This window comes from Pseudomonas umsongensis, assembly GCF_002236105.1.
Lineage (GTDB): Bacteria > Pseudomonadota > Gammaproteobacteria > Pseudomonadales > Pseudomonadaceae > Aquipseudomonas > Aquipseudomonas umsongensis.
In genome coordinates this window covers 335,910-354,302 of the sequence record NZ_NIWU01000003.1, presented here as the reverse complement: position 1 = coordinate 354,302, position 18,393 = coordinate 335,910, and the positions used below count along the sequence as shown (strand labels likewise).

Below are 18,393 nucleotides of genomic sequence, written 5' to 3'. Positions count from 1 at the left end.
ACGACAAGCCGATTCCTGGAATTCTTGGGTGTTCGGGGATTTGGAACTCGATCCGAAGCTTACGGTGCGTATCGGATGGCCTAACTTTAAGCGCTTGAGTAAAATTCTAAAAAGAATAAAAAATAATCATATGCATTGTTTATGGAATATAAAACGGGAGGCGAAAAAAAGCCCCGTCCGCCGACGAGGCTTTTTGCTACGGCTTACTTGAAGGCGTAGGTGTAGTTGAAGATCACACGGGTCTGGTCTTCATCAAGGGTACTGGTGTTACCACGATACATACCGTGACGCAGCGTCGTACCGAAGCCTTTAAGCGGACCGGTTTGAATCACGTAATCCACACGCAGGTCGGTCTCGCGCTCGTTCAGGTCCTTGCCCACGCCGTTGGTGGCCTTGATGTCCTGGCCGTACAGGTAAGCAGCCGACGCTTTCAAACCGGGAACGCCCAGCGAAGCGAAGTCATAAGAGTACTGACCGTAGGTGGTGTTTTCACCGGCACGGATAAAGCTGCCGACGGTGGCGTCGGTGAACGAGTAGAAGCTGGCGCCGCCAGCACCTTCGTTGCGGCCGTTGCCATCGACAACGTTGGCCTGGTTCAGGAAAACAAAGCCGCCGTCATCGTTGACACGCTGATGCCCAAGCAGGAATGCACTGCCACCCAGGGTATAGGTGAACGTGGCGCTCCAGGTCTTGTTATCGACCTCGCCCGGCGTCTTGGCGAAGCCGTTGTTGTTGTTGAACCGGTAGCCCGCCTGGCCGCTGCCGTTCTTGCCATCGGAGCTGCTGTCGAAGTAGCGAATGTCAGTCTTGAACGACTGGTTAGGCGCGATCGGGTAAACGTGCACCAGGCCGAGGAAGTTCTGCTTGTAGAAGTCTTCCAGGTTCGCGTAGTAGTACTGCAGCAACAGGTCCTTGGTGACCTTCCAGTCAGCACCAGCGTAACGGAACTGGTTGCTGTCCTGGGTAGCGCCAGCCACAGACAGGCCAGTGCTGTTCGAGGAGGCGCGACCCGTCGCGTGCTCGAGTTGACCGACGTTGAAGGTCACGTTGTCGATTTCCTTCGAGGTGATGGTGCCACCCTCAAAGGTTTGTGGCAGTACGCGACTGTCGTTCGCAATCAGGATAGGCATGTTGGGCTGCAAGGCACCACCGTAGTGGGCCTCGGTCTTCGAGACGCGTGCCTTGACGTTGCCCGCCAAACGGCTCCACGAACTCTCTGCCGAACCATCGGAATCGCTAGGGGAGAAGGAGTTGTTGTCCGGGTGATGGCCCTTGCCGCCGTCCAGATGGATGCCGACCAGTGCCTGGGCGTCGATACCGAAGCCAACGGTGCCTTGGGTGAAGCCCGACTGGTAATCGAACTTCAGGCCTTCCGCCGCTTCACGCTGCCGGTTGGCAGGCGTACTGGCACCTTCACGCTTATCCGAGTCGAAATAATAGGTGCGCGAACTAACGGAAGCCTTGCTGTCATCGATGAAACCGGCGGCGCCTGCCTGCTGCGCCAGAACCCCTACAGCCACGGCCAGGGTCAAGGTCGACTTGTTCATTGTTTAAACTCCTCTCGTCTCTAATTCTTATTGGTCCTGGTTCCGGGTCATATGCCTGGAATCCTAAGATGCGCGATTAGCGCCAGAGCGTGACCCACAAGTCAATCGTAACTACATGTGTCTACGACCATAGTCTAATCCCCGATTTTTTGGTCCTTGCCGGTCATGCTTTCGTCATAAACCTGAAAAGAATGGATGGTTTCTTTTCTCATACCGTTTAGGAATTTCGCTCATTTTTTTCCTTTCCTCAGGCTAGAGCCTCCGGCTCATAAGCTAATTCCTAAATGGTATTTATTAGGCATTTTTTAGATCGATTAGGTTTGGAAGCAATTCCGAAACAAAACCTTTCATAAAGGCCAACGCCATGTCGATCAGACGCGCACTATCCAAGCCATTTGTTACAGTTTGTGTATCGCTCGTATTTTCTTTTTCCACCCATGCGGCAAACCTCACGGTTGGCTACCAGACCGGCATTGATCCAAGCAAAGTCCCCCAGGCCGATGGCCTTTATGAAAAAACCATTGGCGAGAAAATCGACTGGCGGCGCTTCAACAGTGGCCCGGAAGTGGTCACCGCCATTGCTTCCGGCGACGTGCAGATCGGCAACCTCGGCTCCAGCCCACTGGCCGCCGCGGCCTCGCGCAATCTGCCGATCGTCGCGTTCCTCGTTTCCGCACAGATCAATGCCGCCGAAGCCTTGGTGGTGCGCAATGGCAGTGGTATCGAAAAACCGCAAGATCTGATCGGCAAGACCATCGCCACGCCGTTCGTTTCCACATCCCACTACAGCCTGTTGGGCGCGCTTAAGCACTGGGGCCTGGACGCGTCGAAAGTCAAAGTGGTGAACCTGCAACCGGCAGAAATCGCCGCCGCCTGGAAGCGTGGAGACATTGATGGCGCATTTGTGTGGTCGCCAGCCCTGGGGGAAATCCGCAAGACCGGCAAGACCTTGACCGATGCCGCACAAGTCGGCCAATGGGGTGCACCGACCTTCGAAGTCTGGGTAGCGCGCAAGGATTACGCCGAGAAGCACCCAGAGGTCATCGCCCGGTTCGCCAAGGTCACCCTCGACTCATTTGCCGACTATGCGGCGCATAAGGACAGCTGGACCGAGGATTCGGTACCGGTGCAGAAAATTGCCAAATTGACCGGAGCCAATGCAGCCGATGTACCGGAATTGCTGGCCGGGTCCGCGTTCCCGGATGCCAAGGCACAACAGACCAGCGCCCTGCTGGCCGGCGGTACGGCGCTGGCGATTGGCGAGACGGCGAAATTCTTGAAGGAACAGGGGAAGGTTGAAACGGTGCTGCCGGATTACTCACCGTATGTCAGCGCAAAATTCGTGCAGCAATAACCCCCCCTGCACTTGATCGTTCCCACGCTCCGCGTGGGAATGCAGCCCGGGACGCTCCGCGTCCCCACTCAGAAGCCAAACGCGGAGCGTCCGTTGAGGCGTTCCCACGCAGAGCTTGGGAACGATCCGGTCGACCGTGACCGCACAATCACAAGGCTTTTTCGAAGATCTTCGAGTTACGCTGGTAGTTGTACAGCGACGCCCGTGCCGACGGCAGGCGATCGACGCTGCTCGGCACGAAGCCACGCTCGCGGAACCAGTGAGCCGTGCGCGTGGTGAGGACGAACAAGGTTTTCAACCCCTGGGCCCGTGCACGGGTTTCAATGCGCTCGAGAAGCTCATCACCGCGACCGCCATGACGGTACTCCGGGTTCACCGCCAGGCACGCCAACTCTCCGGCATCGGAATCGGCGATCTGATACAGCGCCGCGCAGGCGATGATCATGCCCTCACGCTCGACCACGCTGAACTGCTCGATCTCACGCTCGAGTACTTCGCGGGAGCGGCGTACCAGGATGCCCTGCTCTTCCAGCGGGCTGATCAAGTCCAGCAAGCCGCCGACGTCTTCGATGGCCGCTTCGCGCACCACCTCGAATTGCTCCTGGGCCACCAGCGTACCGCCACCGTCACGGGTAAACAGCTCGGTCAGCAGCGCACCGTCTTCGGCATAGCTGACGATATGGCTGCGGGCCACGCCGCCACGGCAGGCTTCAGCGGCGGCATCCAGCAGCTCGGCCTGGTAATTACTGCCCAGACGCTGCAAATGCGCCGGCACCTGCTGCGGACGCAGTTCGCGTACCAGCCTGCCGTGTTCATCGATCAAACCAAGGTCGGCGCCAAACAGCAGCAGTTTGTCTGCGCCCAGGTCGATGGCCGCGCGCGTGGCGACATCTTCACAAGCGAGGTTGAAAATTTCGCCGGTCGGCGAATAGCCCAGTGGCGACAAGAGCACGATGGAGCGCTCGTCCAGCAAGCGATTGATGCCCTTGCGGTCAACCCGACGCACTTCACCGGTGTGGTGATAGTCGACACCTTCAAGCACGCCGATGGGACGCGCCGTCACCAGGTTGCCGCTGGCCACCCGCAGGCGCGAGCCTTGCATCGGCGAAGACGCCATGTCCATGGACAGCCGCGCTTCGATGGCGATGCGCAGTTGGCCGACCGCATCGATCACGCACTCCAGGGTCGCCGCATCGGTAATGCGCATTCCATGGTGGTAATGCGGGGTCAGGCCGCGAGACTCGAGGCGTGCTTCGATTTGCGGGCGCGAACCGTGCACCAGCACCAGGCGCACGCCCAGGCTGTGCAACAACACCAGGTCGTGGACGATGTTGCCGAAGTTCGGGTGTTCAACGCCATCGCCGGGCAGCATGACGACAAAGGTGCAATCGCGGTGGGCGTTGATGTAGGGCGAAGCGTGACGAAGCCAATTGACGTATTCGGGCATGAACCTGGGCCTGTAATAAATAGCAGCCGAAAAAAGGGCGGAACAGAAAACGCACAGCGGGCTGATGGTTATCTTCGGAACAGGCTTGGCGACACGCGCGCTCTCCTCATGAATACGGGTTGGGACACCGGCAATTTAAACTGCGCATTCAACCGGTTGGTACCGATTTTTGGGCCGGCGTCAGGCAGTAATGTTCAATCAACTGTCGTAATAGATGCACCGTAGGCTGCAAACGTGACATTTCGAGGAATTCCCCCGGTTGGTGGGCACAGGCGATATCGCCCGGGCCAAGCACCAGTGTTTCGCAGCCAAGTCGCTGAAGATAAGGCGCTTCGGTGCCAAATGCCACTGCTTCGGCGCCATGGCCGGTGAGCTTTTCAGCAATGCGCACCAGTTCCGCATCCTCAGCCTGCTCGAAAGGAGGCACTTCGGGGAACAGCGGTGCGTAATCGATTTTTACCTGGTGCCGCTCGGCAATCGCCTTGAGCTTCTGCGAAATATCGGCTCGCAGGATCTTGGGATCCATGCCCGGCAACGGCCGCAGATCGAACTCCAGCGAACACTGGCCGCAGATGCGGTTGGGGTTGTCGCCACCATGGATGCAGCCGAAGTTCATGGTCGGCATCGGCACGCTGAATTGCGGATTACGGAATTCACGCTGCCACAACAGGCGCAAGCCGCGTAGTTCACCGATGGCATCGTGCATGGCTTCGAGTGCGCTGTGCCCCAGGCGCGGGTCCGAGGAGTGGCCGCTCTGCCCGAGGATATCGATGCGCTCCATCATGATGCCTTTGTGCATGCGGATCGGCTTGAGCCCGGTCGGCTCGCCGATCACGGCTGCACGTCCCAGCGGCCGTCCCGCCTGGGCCAGTGCCCGGGCGCCGGACATCGAGCTTTCTTCATCGCAGGTGGCAAGGATCAGCAGCGGCTGCTTGAACGGTTGGTCGAGCAGCGGCCGGACGGCTTCGATGGCCAGGGCGAAAAAGCCCTTCATGTCGCAACTGCCCAGGCCGACCCAGCGCCCGTCGACCTCAGTCAGCTTCAGGGGGTCGGTCTGCCACAACGCGCCATCGAACGGCACCGTATCACTGTGACCGGCCAGCACGAGCCCGCCGGGGCCACTGCCAAAACTGGCCAGCAAGTTGAATTTGCCGGGGCTGACCTGCTGGATGTCGCAGGCAAAACCCAGATCACCGAGCCAGGCGGCCAGCAAGTCGATCACCGGACGATTGGATTGATCGAGGCTTGGCTGGGTGCAACTGACGGATGGCGCAGCGATCAGTGCAGCGAACTGATCTTTCATGGACGGCAAAGGCATCGCTGACTCCAACTCCCGAATTGAAGTCCATCATAGAGCCATCCGGTGACAGGAATAAACCGTCGCACGGCGTAGGCAGGTTGAGTCCTGTACACTGCACGACCTTGGCAGCCACCTTTTCCCCCGGCTGCGCTCCCGATCCTGGATTTTCCGGCCATGCAGAAAGAAACCGAAATCAAGCTCCGCGTCAGCCGCGAAACCCTCGCCGCCCTGCGCGAGCACCCGTTACTGAAAAAACGCAACAAAAGTGGCTGGGAACGCCGTGAGTTGATGAATCAATACTTCGACACCCCTGAGCGTGACCTGGCCCGGGCCAAAGTCGCCCTGCGCCTGCGCAAGGATGGCGAAGAAGTGATCCAGACCCTCAAGACCCGCGGCCAAAGCGTCGCTGGCCTGTCCGTACGTAACGAGTACGACTGGAACCTGCCCAAAGCCAAGCTCGACCTGAAAAAACTGGACGGCGAATGCTGGCCCGAAGAACTGGCCGAGCTGGACAAGAAAACCCTGAAAGCCATCTTCACCACCGACTTCGTCCGCGAGCGCGCGGAAATCGCCTGGGGCCGCGGCAAGACCAAAGTGGTCATCGAAGCGGCACTGGACCTGGGCCACGTGGTGGTCGGCAAGCAAAAAGAAGAAATCTGCGAACTGGAACTGGAATTGCGCGAAGGCGAACCCGCTGCGCTGCTGGAACTGGCCGCCGAACTGGCTGAAAAACTGGCGCTGATGCCATGCGACATCAGCAAGGCCGAACGTGGCTATCGCCTGTACGACGCCCACAGTTACTCCTTGAGCCTGCCGGCACCGCAGATCAGCGCCGAAACGCCACTGGACGACGCCTTCGCCGCACTCAGCTGGCACTTGCTGGGCAGCAGCCAGCGCCTGGCCGAGCAGTATCGTTTCAATGGCCACTGGCGCCTGTTGCAGGACTGGGTCGAGAACCTGGCTGAAATGCGCGCGCTGATCAGCAGCCTCGGTCAAGCCGCACCGCGCCAGTCGACCCACGATTTGCGTGTCGCCCTCGACGCCCTGCTGGAAGACTGGCGCCCGCTGGTACAGGCTGGCCTGGACGATGAAGACGTTCGCAAAGCCGCGCCGGAGCAGTTCCTCGAAGAACTCGAAGACCCGCGTTGGGGCTTGTTCTCCCTGAACACCTCGCGTTGGTTGCTGGCCCGCACCTGGACCGCCGAGCGTAATACCCGGGGCAATCGCCAGGGCGCCGCGCAATTGGGCAGCTGGCTGCCGCGCCTGCTGGGCGAGGAAGCCACCTCGCTGCAATTGCAGCGCTACCAGCAACAGCCGGAAGACCTGGCCGAGCAACTGCCGCGTATCGAGCGCATTCAGGTCTGGTTGCACCACGCACGCAACGTGCTGGAGATCCCGGAAATGGATCGCCTCTACGGCGAGCTGAACAAGCTGGCGCAACTGGCCAACGAGCCGATCACCGACGAAACCCTGGATGCGCGCAAGCAACAGGCGATCGCGGTTTATCAGAATCGTGCCTGGAAGATGCTTCTGCGTCTGTAACACCGCTAAAAGATCGCAGCCTTCGGCAGCTCCTACATAGAATTGTGTACCCCTGTAGGAGCTGCCGCAGGCTGCGATCTTTTGCTTTACCGCAACACCGGCAAACTGGTCGTCGATTTGATCTCCGACAACGCCACGATCGAGTTCACCTCCTGTATCCCCGGCACCAGCGACAGCTTCTCGAAGAAGAACCGCTCGTACGCCTCGATATCCGCCGCGACGATCCTCAACATGAAGTCCACCGCCCCCATCAGCACGTAGCACTCCAATACTTCAGGAAAACCTCGAATGGCCTCGGTGAACTCGGTGAAGTTCGAACGGCCATGGGCGTTGAGTTTTACCTGGGCAAAAATCTGCGTGTTCAGGCCGATTTTCTTGCGGTCGAGCAAGGTGACCTGGCTGCGAATGATCCCCTCCTCTTTCATTCGCTGAATCCGCCGCCAACAGGGTGACTGCGAAAGCCCCACCTGTTCGGCGATCTGCGCGCTTGAAAGCGAAGCATCCTCCTGCAGCAAGGCGAGAATCCTACGGTCGTAGCTGTCCAACTCGCTATGCATAAAAAAACCTTCAAATGATGATCTTGCGAATTACTTAATTCAACATAACGCGAATATGTCCAATCATAGATAAGAAATACCCGCCACCGAATGTAAAAATTTCTCCAATCAGATTGGAGATCGAGCATGCCTTACCTGGAAGCCGTGAATACCTCGCTAACCCGCGCCGATGCCTGGAATGCCGGCAACACCCATTGCCGCGTTCACTATCAATTGCTCGCCGAAGCCGAACCGGACCTGTTATGCCGCGCGCTCAACCTGTTCGCCTTGCAGTGCCTGACCCCGCAACAGGTGCAGGTGCAGCGTCACGACGATTTGCTGGCCATCGATGTGGTCATCGACGGCTTGAGCTGGCATCGCGCCCAGGTGATTGCGCAAAAACTGCGCAACCTGATCAGCGTCTGTTCGGTCGATCTGCAAGCGGCGGATTGCGCCTGGGGAGAAGCGGTTCTGGCGGCGGGCTGAAAAATCCCGATACGGCTTCGTCGGGTAGTGGCCCAACGGCCTGCAGGGTCACGACTATCCTTTGCGCACTGTTTTCAAAAGGAGCCCGCATGTCCGTTCAAATCGCCCTTCAGGACCGCTGGCTGGACCTCAATGATGTGCTGCGTGAACTGGTCGCCCAGGGCTTTGTCAGCCAGGACTCGGCCGAACAGGCGTTGAACGCCCGACGCCGTCACGCCGCCGATGGCCAGATACACCCGCTGGAGTTCATCGCCAGCCAACACCTGGACGACCTCAGCCGTCCGGGCAAGCACCTCGACCTTGAAAGCCTGACCCTGTGGCTATCCCAGCAGGCGGGCCAGCCTTACCTGCGGATCGATCCGCTGAAAATCAACGTCGCGGCCGTGACGCCGCTGATGTCCTACGCCTTCGCCCAGCGCCACAAGATTCTCGCGGTGTCGGTCGATCGCGACGCAGTAACCATCGCCAGCGCCCAGCCTTATGTAACGGGTTGGGAAGCAGACCTGGCCCACGTGCTGAAGTTGCCGATCAAGCGCGTGGTGGCCAACCCGGTGGACATCCAGCGTTTCAGCGTGGAGTTCTTTCGCCTGGCCAAATCGGTCAGCGGCGCGAACAGCGCCGATCAGCAGGTCAGCCACCTGGGCAATTTCGAGCAGTTGCTCAACCTCGGCGCCAGCGACCAGGAGCCCGACGCCAACGACGCGCACATCGTCAATATCGTCGACTGGCTGTTCCAGTACGCCTTCCAGCAGCGCGCCAGCGATATCCACATCGAGCCCCGACGCGAACAGGGCACGGTGCGCTTCCGCATCGACGGCGTATTGCACAACGTCTACCAATTCCCGCCCCAGGTGACCATGGCCATCGTCAGTCGCCTCAAAAGCCTGGGCAGAATGAACGTTGCGGAGAAACGCAAACCCCAGGACGGCCGGGTGAAAACCAAGACTCCGGAGGGTGGAGAAGTCGAGTTGCGGCTCTCGACCTTGCCCACGGCCTTCGGCGAAAAAATGGTCATGCGGATCTTTGACCCGGAAGTGCTGCTCAAGGATTTCGATCAGTTGGGTTTTTCCGCCGATGACCTGCGGCGCTGGCAGGACATGACCCGCCAGCCCAATGGCATTATCCTGGTCACCGGGCCGACCGGTTCGGGCAAGACCACTACGCTCTACACCACGCTGAAAAAACTGGCGACGCCGCAAGTCAACCTCTGCACCATCGAAGACCCGATAGAAATGGTCGAGCCGGCGTTCAACCAGATGCAGGTCCAGCACAACATCGACCTGACTTTCGCCGCCGGTGTCCGGGCGCTGATGCGGCAAGACCCGGACATCATCATGATCGGCGAGATCCGCGACCTGGAAACCGCTGAGATGGCCATCCAGGCGGCCCTCACCGGGCACCTGGTGTTATCGACGCTGCACACCAACGATGCACCCAGCGCCATCAGCCGGTTACTGGAACTGGGCGTGCCGCACTACCTGATCAAGGCCACCGTACTCGGCGTGATGGCCCAACGCCTGGTGCGCACCCTGTGCCCACACTGCAAGGCCCCGCAAACCCTGGGCGAGGAAGACTGGCAAACCCTGACCCGGCCCTGGCAGGCCCCCTTGCCTGGCAACGCCCAGCGCGCCATTGGCTGCCTGGAATGTCGCGATACCGGCTACCACGGTCGTGCCGGGGTGTACGAAATCATGCAATTGAGCGACGGCTTGAAGGCGCTGATCAATCCCGACACTGACTTGCTGGCGGTGCGGCGCCAGGCGTTCAAGGAGGGCATGCGCAGCCTGCGACTGTCGGGGGCGCAGAAAGTGGCGGCGGGCCTGACGACGATTGAGGAGGTGTTGCGGGTGACTCCGCAGAGCGAGCAGAAGTAGGTGGACCGTTACGGAACTCGATTGGGGGTCGACAATCCAACATCGCAGTTAATCAGTGGAGTCACCCATCATGCGTTTCAAAGTTGCTGTCGCTACCATCGCCTTGTTGTCCCTGCCTGTCGGCTCGGCGATGGCTGATAGCTTTTGGCGTAACGTCCTTACCTCCGGTGCAACCACCGGCTCGACCTACCTGACGTTCAAGGATAACAAGATGATCGTCGCGGCCCAGGACGATGCCGGCAGCTTTGTGGCCAGTGACGGCAGCATCCGCGGCCCGTACCTGGAAGCGGCAATGCAGAAAGTCCGCGCCGACAACCCGGGTTTGCAGGCCACGGATATGGAACTGGCGAATGCGATCCTGGCGAAGAATGCCGTGGCTTCGGAATAAGCCAGGTTGCCGAACGAAAAATGCCGCTCACATGAGCGGCATTTTTTATGGACGTTTAAAAGCAAAGATCGCAGCCTGCGGCAGCTCCTACAGGGGATCGCGCTTCAATGTAGGAGCTGCCGCAGGCTGCGATCTTTTGATCTTGCCTAACGGTACTCGTCCAGCGGTACACACGCACAAAACAGGTTCCGGTCGCCGTAGACATTGTCCACCCGGTTCACCGCCGGCCAATACTTGTGCGCCTTGGTGTGCGCATCCGGTGTGACCGCCTGCACGATGCTGTAAGGCCGTTCCCACACGCCAGTGATGTCCGCCAGCGTATGCGGCGCTCGTTTCAACGGGTTGTCCTCGGCCGGCCAGTTGCCATTCTGCACCTCGGTAATTTCCGCGCGGATGCTCAGCATCGCGCCGATAAAACGGTCCAGCTCTGCCTTCGATTCGCTTTCGGTGGGCTCGACCATCAACGTTCCCGGCACCGGGAACGACATGGTGGGTGCATGGAAGCCGTAGTCCATCAGGCGCTTGGCAACGTCCTCCTCGCTGATGCCGGTCAGCGCCTTGAGGGGTCGCAAGTCGAGAATGCATTCGTGGGCCACTCGCTCGTTGCGGCCGGTGTAGAGGACCGGAAACGCGCCGGACAGGTGCCGCGCCAGGTAATTGGCCGCCAGGATCGCCACTTCACTGGCGTCGGCCAATTGCGGCCCCATCATGGCGATGTACATCCAGCTGATCGGCAAGATGCTTGCACTGCCCCAGGGCGCCGCACTGACTGCGCCATTCTGTGGTTGCGGTCCTTCGATAGGCACGACCGGGTGGTTGGCCACGAACGGCGCCAGGTGGGCGCGCACGCCAATCGGCCCCATGCCCGGCCCGCCGCCGCCATGGGGAATGCAGAAGGTCTTGTGCAGGTTCATGTGTGACACATCGGCGCCAATGTCCGCCGGGCGCGCCAGCCCGACCTGGGCGTTGAGGTTCGCGCCGTCCATGTACACCTGGCCGCCGTGGCTGTGGATAACTTCACAGATTTCGCTGATGCCTTCTTCATACACGCCGTGGGTCGACGGATAAGTCGCCATCAGGCACGCCAGCTTATCCCCGGCCTGGGCGGCCTTGTCTTTCAGGTCCTCCAGATCGACGTTGCCCGCCTCGTCACACTCGACGATCACCACGCGCATCCCGGCCATCTGCGCCGAGGCCGGATTGGTGCCGTGGGCCGACGAAGGAATCAGGCAGACATCCCGCCCGCCCTGCTGGCGGCTCTCGTGGTATTTGCGGATCGCCAGCAGGCCGGCATATTCGCCCTGGGCCCCGGAGTTGGGCTGCATGCAGATCGCATCAAAACCGGTAATCGCGCAAAGCCAGCGCTCCAGTTCTTCGATCATCAATGAATAACCGAGGGCCTGTTCTCTGGGCGCAAACGGGTGCAGGTTGGCGAACTGCGGCCAGGTAATCGGGATCATTTCGCTGGTGGCGTTGAGCTTCATGGTGCACGAGCCCAGCGGGATCATCGATTGATTGAGTGCCAGATCCTTGTTTTCCAGTTGCTTGAGGTAGCGCAGCATCTCGGTTTCGCTGTGGTGGGCGTTGAACACCGGGTGGCGCAGATAGGGCGAGGTCCGTGCCAGCGTGTCGGGAATGCCGCCGTCCAGGGTTTCAGCGTCCAGCTCGTCGACACTGAGCCCATGATCGGCCCCCAGGAACAGGTCGAACAGTTTCGCCACCGTGGTTTCATCGCAGGTTTCGTCGAGGCTCACACCCAATTGCCCACGCCCCAGAATGCGCAGGTTGATTTGCGCGGCCTGGGCGCTTTCGATGATTGCGGTCTGGGTGCCACCGACCTCCAGGGTCAGGGTGTCGAAGAAGTGTTGGTTGAGACGGGTAATGCCCTTGCGCTCAAGGCCCGCGGCAAGGATGCAGGTCAGCCGATGGACGCGCTGGGCAATCCGTTTCAGCCCTTCGGGGCCGTGATAAACCGCGTAGAAGCTGGCGATATTGGCCAGCAGCACTTGAGCGGTGCAGATGTTCGAGTTGGCCTTTTCACGACGGATATGCTGCTCGCGGGTTTGCAGCGCCATGCGCAGGGCAACGTTGCTGCGGGCGTCTTTTGACACGCCGATGATGCGGCCGGGAATCGCCCGCTTGTACTCGTCACGGCTGGCGAAAAACGCCGCGTGAGGGCCGCCGTAACCCATGGGCACGCCAAAACGCTGGGATGAACCGAACACCACGTCGGCACCCAGCTCCCCCGGCGGGGTGAGCAGCAGCAGGCTCAGCAAATCAGTGGCGACACACGCCAGCGCCTGCTGGGCATGCAGATGATCAATCAGCGGACGTAGATTACGGATCTCGCCGTGGGTGTCGGGATATTGCAGCAGTGCACCAAATACCTGGTGCTGTTTCAAGTTATCCACAGCGTCGACGATCAGCTCGAACCCGAAGCCTTCGGCACGGGTCTGCACCACGGAAATGGTCTGCGGATGGCAGTTTTCGTCGACAAAGAACAGATTGCTTTTCGACTTGGCAACCCGCTTGGCCAGGGCCATGGCTTCCGCGGCCGCAGTGGCTTCATCCAGCAGCGAGGCGTTGGCCAGTTCAAGTCCCGTGAGGTCGATGGTCAACTGCTGGAAATTCAACAGCGCTTCAAGCCGGCCTTGGGCGATTTCCGGTTGATAGGGCGTGTACGCGGTGTACCAGCCGGGATTTTCCAGGACGTTGCGCAGGATGACGGCGGGGGTCAACGTGCCGTGATAGCCCATGCCGATCAGGCTGGTCCAGACCTGGTTTTGCTCAGCGTAACCGCGCAGCTTGGCCAGTGCGGCTTCTTCGTCGAGGGCTGGCGGCAGGTCGAGTGGTCGGTTCAGGCGGATTCCCGGCGGGACCGTCTGCTCGATCAATTCGACCCGGCTGCCGAGGCCAAGGCTGTCGAGCATCGCCTGCTGCTCGGCGGCATCAGGGCCAAGGTGGCGGCGAAGAAAGGCATTGGGGTCGCGTAACTGGCTCAGGGACGGCAACTGGGACATGACGGGCTCTCTCTTGGCTGGCGCTCAGCGTCGATGCAACTCGGTCAATCCAGCATAGCAGTCGATGCCAGACCCGAACCCTTGTAGGAGCGAGCATGCTCCGGGCGGCGTTCCGACGATGAACCTGAGAACACCGCGGGGTGTCAGGCTTCCAGCGTCATCGTTGACGACCATCGCGAGCGTGCTCGCTCCTACAGGGGAAAAATCGCCAGAAGCAAAAAAGCCCCGACAGGTCGGGGCTTTGAGATAACGCTGAAGGCTTACTCGCCGATGGCGGCCTTGTAACCCGCTGCATCAAGCAGCTTGTCCAGGTCAGCCGTGTTGCTTGGCTTGAGCTTGAAGATCCACGCGCCGTACGGGTCGGAGTTGAGCAACTCAGGCTCACCGCTCAGAGCTTCGTTGACCGCGATCACTTCACCGGCAACCGGGGAATAGATGTCGGAAGCGGCCTTGACCGACTCCACCACACCAGACTGATCACCGGCGGCGAAGACGTTGCCGACTTCAGTCAGCTCAACGAACACCACATCACCCAGCGCTTCCTGCGCGTGATCGCTGATGCCCACGGTGACGGTGCCATCGGCTTCCAGGCGAGCCCATTCGTGACTCTCGGCAAAACGCAGGTCGGCAGGGATATTGCTCATGTTCTGTGTCCTCAGGAAATTTATCGGCGGTCAACATCCGCCGGGAAAGGTTAGATCAAGGTTTTGCCATGGCGCACGAAGGTCGGCTTGACCACTCGGACCGGGTACCACTTGCCACGGATTTCCACTTCCGCGCGGTCGGCGGTGGCCATCGGCACCCGCGCCAGTGCAATGGACTTGCTTAGCGTAGGAGAGAAACTACCACTGGTGATCTCCCCTTCGCCAACATTGGCGATGCGAACCACCTGATGAGCGCGCAAAACCCCGCGTTCCTCAAGGACCAGACCGACCAGTTTATGTTGTACGCCACCGCTGCGCTCGGCTTCCAGCGCCGGGCGGCCGATGAACTGGCGAGTGGAAGGCTCCCACGCGATGCTCCAGGCCATATTGGAGGCCAGCGGGGAAACGTCCTGGTGAATGTCCTGACCGTACAGGTTCATGCCCGCCTCGACCCGCAGGGTGTCGCGCGCGCCCAGGCCTATGGGGGAAATGCCCGCCCCCACCAGATCGTTGAAGAACCCCGGCGCCTGGTCGGCAGGCAGAATGATTTCCAGGCCGTCTTCACCGGTGTAGCCGGTGCGTGCGATGAACCAGTCACCGTCGGGCCGACCTTCGAACGGCTTGAGTTTCTGGATCAGTGCGCCGCGTGCCTGGCTCACCAGCTCGGCAATCTTGTGCCGGGCATGGGGGCCTTGAATGGCCAGCATTGCCAATTCGGATCGCTCGTTGAGCTGTACGTCGAAACCATCGAGATGCGCCTGCATCCACGCCAGGTCCTGGTCGCGGGTGGAGGCGTTGACCACCAAGCGGTAACCGCTTTCGAGACGATAGACGATCATGTCGTCGACGATACCGCCGCGCTCATTGAGCATGGTGCTGTACAACGCGGTACCGGGTTTATGCAGGCGTTCGACGTCGTTGGCCAGCAAATGCTGGAGCCAAGCCTTGGCCTGGGGGCCGTCGACATCGATCACGGTCATGTGGGATACATCAAAAACACCGCAATCGCGGCGCACTTGATGGTGCTCCTCGACCTGGGATCCATAATGCAGAGGCATATCCCAACCGCCAAAATCGACCATCTTCGCGCCGAGGGCAAGATGAAGGTCATACAGAGGCGTACGCTGTCCCATGGGTTTCTCCTTCCGGGCGTGGCGAAGGTGCGGTCGAGTGATAATTTGTGCGGGAACCTTGAAATAAAAGGCTTCCAGCCGCTTTCACTACCTTATCTGTCAGACGGACCGCACCGAATGCCGCGCATTGTAGCCGCAAGGTGTAGGACTGGCACCTAGCTGTTTCGATGCGCCGAACGTCGTATCAATCCGATGACTGGTAGCAGCCCGACCAAAACCAGGGTCAAGGCCGGTAAAGACGCCCTCGCCCACTCACCTTCACTGGTCATTTCGAAAATCCGCACCGCCAGCGTGTCCCAGCCGAACGGGCGCATCAGAAGGGTCGCGGGCATTTCCTTGAGCACATCGACGAACACCAGCAAGGCCGCGCTCATCGAACCGGGGAGCAGCAAAGGTAGATACACTTTGAAAAACAGTCGCGGCCCACTGACGCCCAGGCTACGTGCCGCTTCGGGCAAAGATGGCCGTATACGCGCCAGACTGCTTTCCAGCGGACCGTAGGCCACAGCGATGAAGCGCACCAGGTAAGCTAGCAGCAGCGCCAACAGACTGCCCAGCAACAACGGCTTGCCAGCCCCGCCGAGCCAGCCGGAGAGCGGGATCACCAACACGCGATCGAGGTAACTGAACGCCAGCATGATCGAAACCGCCAGCACCGATCCGGGCAAGGCGTAGCCAAGATTGGCCAGGCTCACCCCGGCGCGAATCCCCCGGGTCGGCGCCAGCCGCCGGGCAAACGCCAATACCAGGGCGACACTGACGGTGATCAACGCCGCCATCGCCCCCAGGTACAACGTGTGAATGATCAGGCCGGTGTAACGCTCATCCAGATCCAGGCGACCGCGCTGCCAGAACCACACCACCAGCTGCAGCATAGGAATGACAAAGGCGCAGGCGAACACCAGAGCGCACCACCCCGTCGCCAACAGTGCCTTGAGACCGCGCAGGTGATACAACGCCTTGACCCGTGGCCGTTCATTGCTCGCACGGTTGGCGCCGCGGGCACGCCGCTCGCCGTACAGTACGAGCATCACCACCAGCAACAATAGACTGGCCAGTTGGGCGGCGCTGGAGAGGCTGAAGAACCCGTACCAGGTCTTGTAGATGGCGGTGGTGAAGGTGTCGAAGTTGAACACTGACACGGCGCCGAAATCCGCCAGGGTTTCCATCAGCGCCAAGGCTACGCCAGCACCGATGGCCGGGCGCGCCATGGGCATCGCCACGCGCCAGAACGCCTGCCATGGGGATTGACCGAGCACCCGTGCCGCTTCCATCAGCCCCTTGCCCTGAGCCAGGAAAGCGGTGCGCGCCAGCAGATAAACGTAAGGATAGAAGACCAGCACCAGGACCAGGATCACCCCTCCCGTGGAGCGCACACGCGGCAAACGCAGGCCGCTGCCGAACCACTCTCGCAACAGGGTTTGCACGGGACCGGCAAAATCCAGCAGCCCGACAAAGACGAATGCCAGCACGTAGGCCGGAATCGCAAAGGGCAGCATCAGCGCCCAGTCCAGCCAACGCCGACCGGGGAATTCGCAAAGGCTGGTGAGCCAGGCCAGGCTCACCCCCAGGACCGTGACGCCAACGCCGACACCGAATACCAGGGTCAGGGTGTTGCCCAGCAGGCGCGGCATCTGGGTTTCCCAGAGGTGGGACCAGATCTGCGGGTCGATGGCTTGCCAGGACAGCAGCAGGACACTCAGGGGAAGCAGGACCAGCGCAGCGATGGCGAAGACCAGGGGATACCAGCGGCGTTGGGCGGGGTGGGCCAAGGTATAGCTCTCGCAAAATCTTGAAGTGTAGGGAAAACGCAAAAAGATCGCAGCCTTCGGCAGCTCCTACATTGGGTCGGTGATCACCCTGTAGGAGCTGCCGAAGGCTGCGATCTTTTGCTCTTTATTGCGGGCGACTCAGTTCCAGCCAGCGCGATCCATCATGCGAATCGCTTCGGCCTGGCGCTTGCCGGCAACTTCCACCGGCAGGGTATCGGCGACGAACTTGCCCCACGCAGCGACTTCGGCGGAGGGTTGCACGGTCGGGTTGGCCGGGTATTCCTGATTCACATCAGCGAAGATCTTCTGTGCCTCTGGCGTGGTCATCCACTCCACCAGGGCCTTGGCCGCTTCCGCATGCGGCGCGTGCTTGATCAGGCCAATGCCCGACAGGTTGACGTGCACGCCGCGATCCGCCTGGTTCGGCCAGAACAGTTTAACCGGCAGATCCGGTTTTTGCTTGTGCAGGCGACCGTAGTAGTAGGTATTGACGATGCCCACGTCGCACTGGCCAGCATTGATGGCCTCGAGCACTGCCACGTCGTCGGAGAACACGTCAGTGGACAGGTTGTTGACCCAGCCCTTGAGGATCTGCTCGGTTTTCTCGGCGCCGTGCACTTCGATCAGGGTGGCGGTCAAGGACTGGTTGTAGACCTTTTTCGCCGTGCGCAGGCACAGGCGGCCTTCCCAGTTCTTGTCGGCCAGTGCTTCGTAGGTGGTCAGTTCGCCCGGTTTCACTCGGTCGGTGGAATAGGCGATGGTCCGCGCCCGCAGGCTCAGGCCGGTCCAGGCGTGGGAGGCCGCACGGTATTGCAGCGGAATGTTGGCGTCTATGGTTTTCGAGGTGAAGGGCTGGAGGATGCCCATCTGCTCGGCTTGCCAGAGGTTGCCGGCATCGACGGTCAGCAGCAGGTCGGCGGGAGTGTTCTCACCCTCGGCCTTGATTCGCTGCATCAGCGGCGCTTCCTTGTCGGTGATGAACTTCACCTGGGTGCCGGTTTTCGCGGTGTAGGCATCGAACACTGGCTTGATCAGTTCATCGATGCGCGAGGAATAGACCACCACCTCGTCAGCGGCCTGGGCGGCGGTGCTGCCGATCAGGGTCAGGGCCAGTGCGGTCAGTAGACGCTTCGGTGCCAACATGGGAGCGGTCTCTCGATTGAAAAAGTGAGGTCAAATGATAAGGACTCACATTTCGCTTCTCAATCGAACAGTTTCCGGAGGAGTTACCAGATGTTGCACAGCGGGAATTGATAGTGAATGTGCTGACGCCTTCGCGAGCAAGCCCGCTCCCACATTTGAAATGCATTCCCATGTGGGAGCGGGCTTGCTCGCGAAGAGGCCATCAGC

14 protein-coding genes are annotated in these 18,393 nt (G+C 60.3%); 5 read left to right on the top strand and 9 right to left on the bottom strand.

Features of this window, described 5'->3' with window-relative positions:
- Positions 1 to 203 precede the first annotated feature (203 nt).
- Complete coding sequence (locus PSUM_RS18235; RefSeq protein WP_020797289.1) at positions 204 to 1,547, bottom strand: OprD family outer membrane porin; 1,344 nt, start codon at positions 1,545 to 1,547, stop codon at positions 204 to 206.
- A 364-nt stretch (positions 1,548 to 1,911) separates the two neighbouring features.
- Here PSUM_RS18235 and tauA point away from each other — a divergent pair, with 364 nt between their 5' ends.
- Positions 1,912 to 2,901, top strand: coding sequence for a taurine ABC transporter substrate-binding protein (tauA, locus tag PSUM_RS18230; RefSeq protein WP_083349885.1), 990 nt, complete (start codon positions 1,912 to 1,914; stop codon positions 2,899 to 2,901).
- A 148-nt stretch (positions 2,902 to 3,049) separates the two neighbouring features.
- On the opposite strand, the gene argA is transcribed toward tauA, so the two are convergent.
- Complete coding sequence (gene argA, locus PSUM_RS18225) at positions 3,050 to 4,348, bottom strand: amino-acid N-acetyltransferase (RefSeq protein ID WP_020797287.1); 1,299 nt, start codon at positions 4,346 to 4,348, stop codon at positions 3,050 to 3,052.
- A 148-nt stretch (positions 4,349 to 4,496) separates the two neighbouring features.
- A complete protein-coding gene (gene argE / locus PSUM_RS18220; RefSeq protein ID WP_020797286.1) occupies positions 4,497 to 5,666 on the bottom strand; it encodes an acetylornithine deacetylase in 1,170 nt (389 codons plus the stop codon).
- A gap of 156 nt (positions 5,667 to 5,822) precedes the next feature.
- On the opposite strand from argE, the gene PSUM_RS18215 reads away from it, so the two are divergent.
- Positions 5,823 to 7,190, top strand: coding sequence for a CYTH domain-containing protein (locus tag PSUM_RS18215; protein ID WP_020797285.1), 1,368 nt, complete (start codon positions 5,823 to 5,825; stop codon positions 7,188 to 7,190).
- An 86-nt stretch (positions 7,191 to 7,276) separates the two neighbouring features.
- Here PSUM_RS18215 and PSUM_RS18210 read toward each other — a convergent pair whose 3' ends face one another.
- Complete coding sequence (locus PSUM_RS18210) at positions 7,277 to 7,747, bottom strand: Lrp/AsnC family transcriptional regulator (RefSeq protein WP_020797284.1); 471 nt, start codon at positions 7,745 to 7,747, stop codon at positions 7,277 to 7,279.
- A 126-nt stretch (positions 7,748 to 7,873) separates the two neighbouring features.
- On the opposite strand from PSUM_RS18210, the gene PSUM_RS18205 reads away from it, so the two are divergent.
- From PSUM_RS18205 to PSUM_RS18195, 3 genes are all read left to right on the top strand, one after another.
- The gene (locus PSUM_RS18205) at positions 7,874 to 8,212 is read left to right on the top strand and encodes a hypothetical protein (RefSeq protein ID WP_083349886.1); all 339 of its coding nucleotides are present in this window, start codon (positions 7,874 to 7,876) and stop codon (positions 8,210 to 8,212) included.
- An 89-nt stretch (positions 8,213 to 8,301) separates the two neighbouring features.
- Positions 8,302 to 10,086, top strand: coding sequence for a type IV pilus assembly ATPase TfpB (tfpB, locus tag PSUM_RS18200; protein WP_020797282.1), 1,785 nt, complete (start codon positions 8,302 to 8,304; stop codon positions 10,084 to 10,086).
- Between the two features lie 70 nt (positions 10,087 to 10,156).
- Positions 10,157 to 10,474, top strand: coding sequence for a DUF2388 domain-containing protein (locus tag PSUM_RS18195; RefSeq protein WP_020797281.1), 318 nt, complete (start codon positions 10,157 to 10,159; stop codon positions 10,472 to 10,474).
- A 146-nt stretch (positions 10,475 to 10,620) separates the two neighbouring features.
- Here the strand turns inward: PSUM_RS18195 and gcvP are convergent, their stop codons facing one another.
- From gcvP to PSUM_RS18165, 5 genes are all read right to left on the bottom strand, one after another.
- Complete coding sequence (gene gcvP / locus PSUM_RS18190; protein ID WP_033045660.1) at positions 10,621 to 13,494, bottom strand: aminomethyl-transferring glycine dehydrogenase; 2,874 nt, start codon at positions 13,492 to 13,494, stop codon at positions 10,621 to 10,623.
- 260 nt (positions 13,495 to 13,754) lie between these two features.
- Positions 13,755 to 14,138, bottom strand: coding sequence for a glycine cleavage system protein GcvH (gene gcvH / locus PSUM_RS18180; protein ID WP_020797279.1), 384 nt, complete (start codon positions 14,136 to 14,138; stop codon positions 13,755 to 13,757).
- A gap of 50 nt (positions 14,139 to 14,188) precedes the next feature.
- Complete coding sequence (gcvT, locus tag PSUM_RS18175) at positions 14,189 to 15,271, bottom strand: glycine cleavage system aminomethyltransferase GcvT (protein ID WP_020797277.1); 1,083 nt, start codon at positions 15,269 to 15,271, stop codon at positions 14,189 to 14,191.
- Between the two features lie 155 nt (positions 15,272 to 15,426).
- A complete protein-coding gene (locus PSUM_RS18170; RefSeq protein WP_033044230.1) occupies positions 15,427 to 17,043 on the bottom strand; it encodes an ABC transporter permease in 1,617 nt (538 codons plus the stop codon).
- Between the two features lie 138 nt (positions 17,044 to 17,181).
- Positions 17,182 to 18,186 (bottom strand): extracellular solute-binding protein, encoded by a 1,005-nt coding sequence (locus PSUM_RS18165; protein WP_020797275.1) that lies wholly within the window; start codon positions 18,184 to 18,186, stop codon positions 17,182 to 17,184.
- Positions 18,187 to 18,393 lie beyond the last annotated feature (207 nt).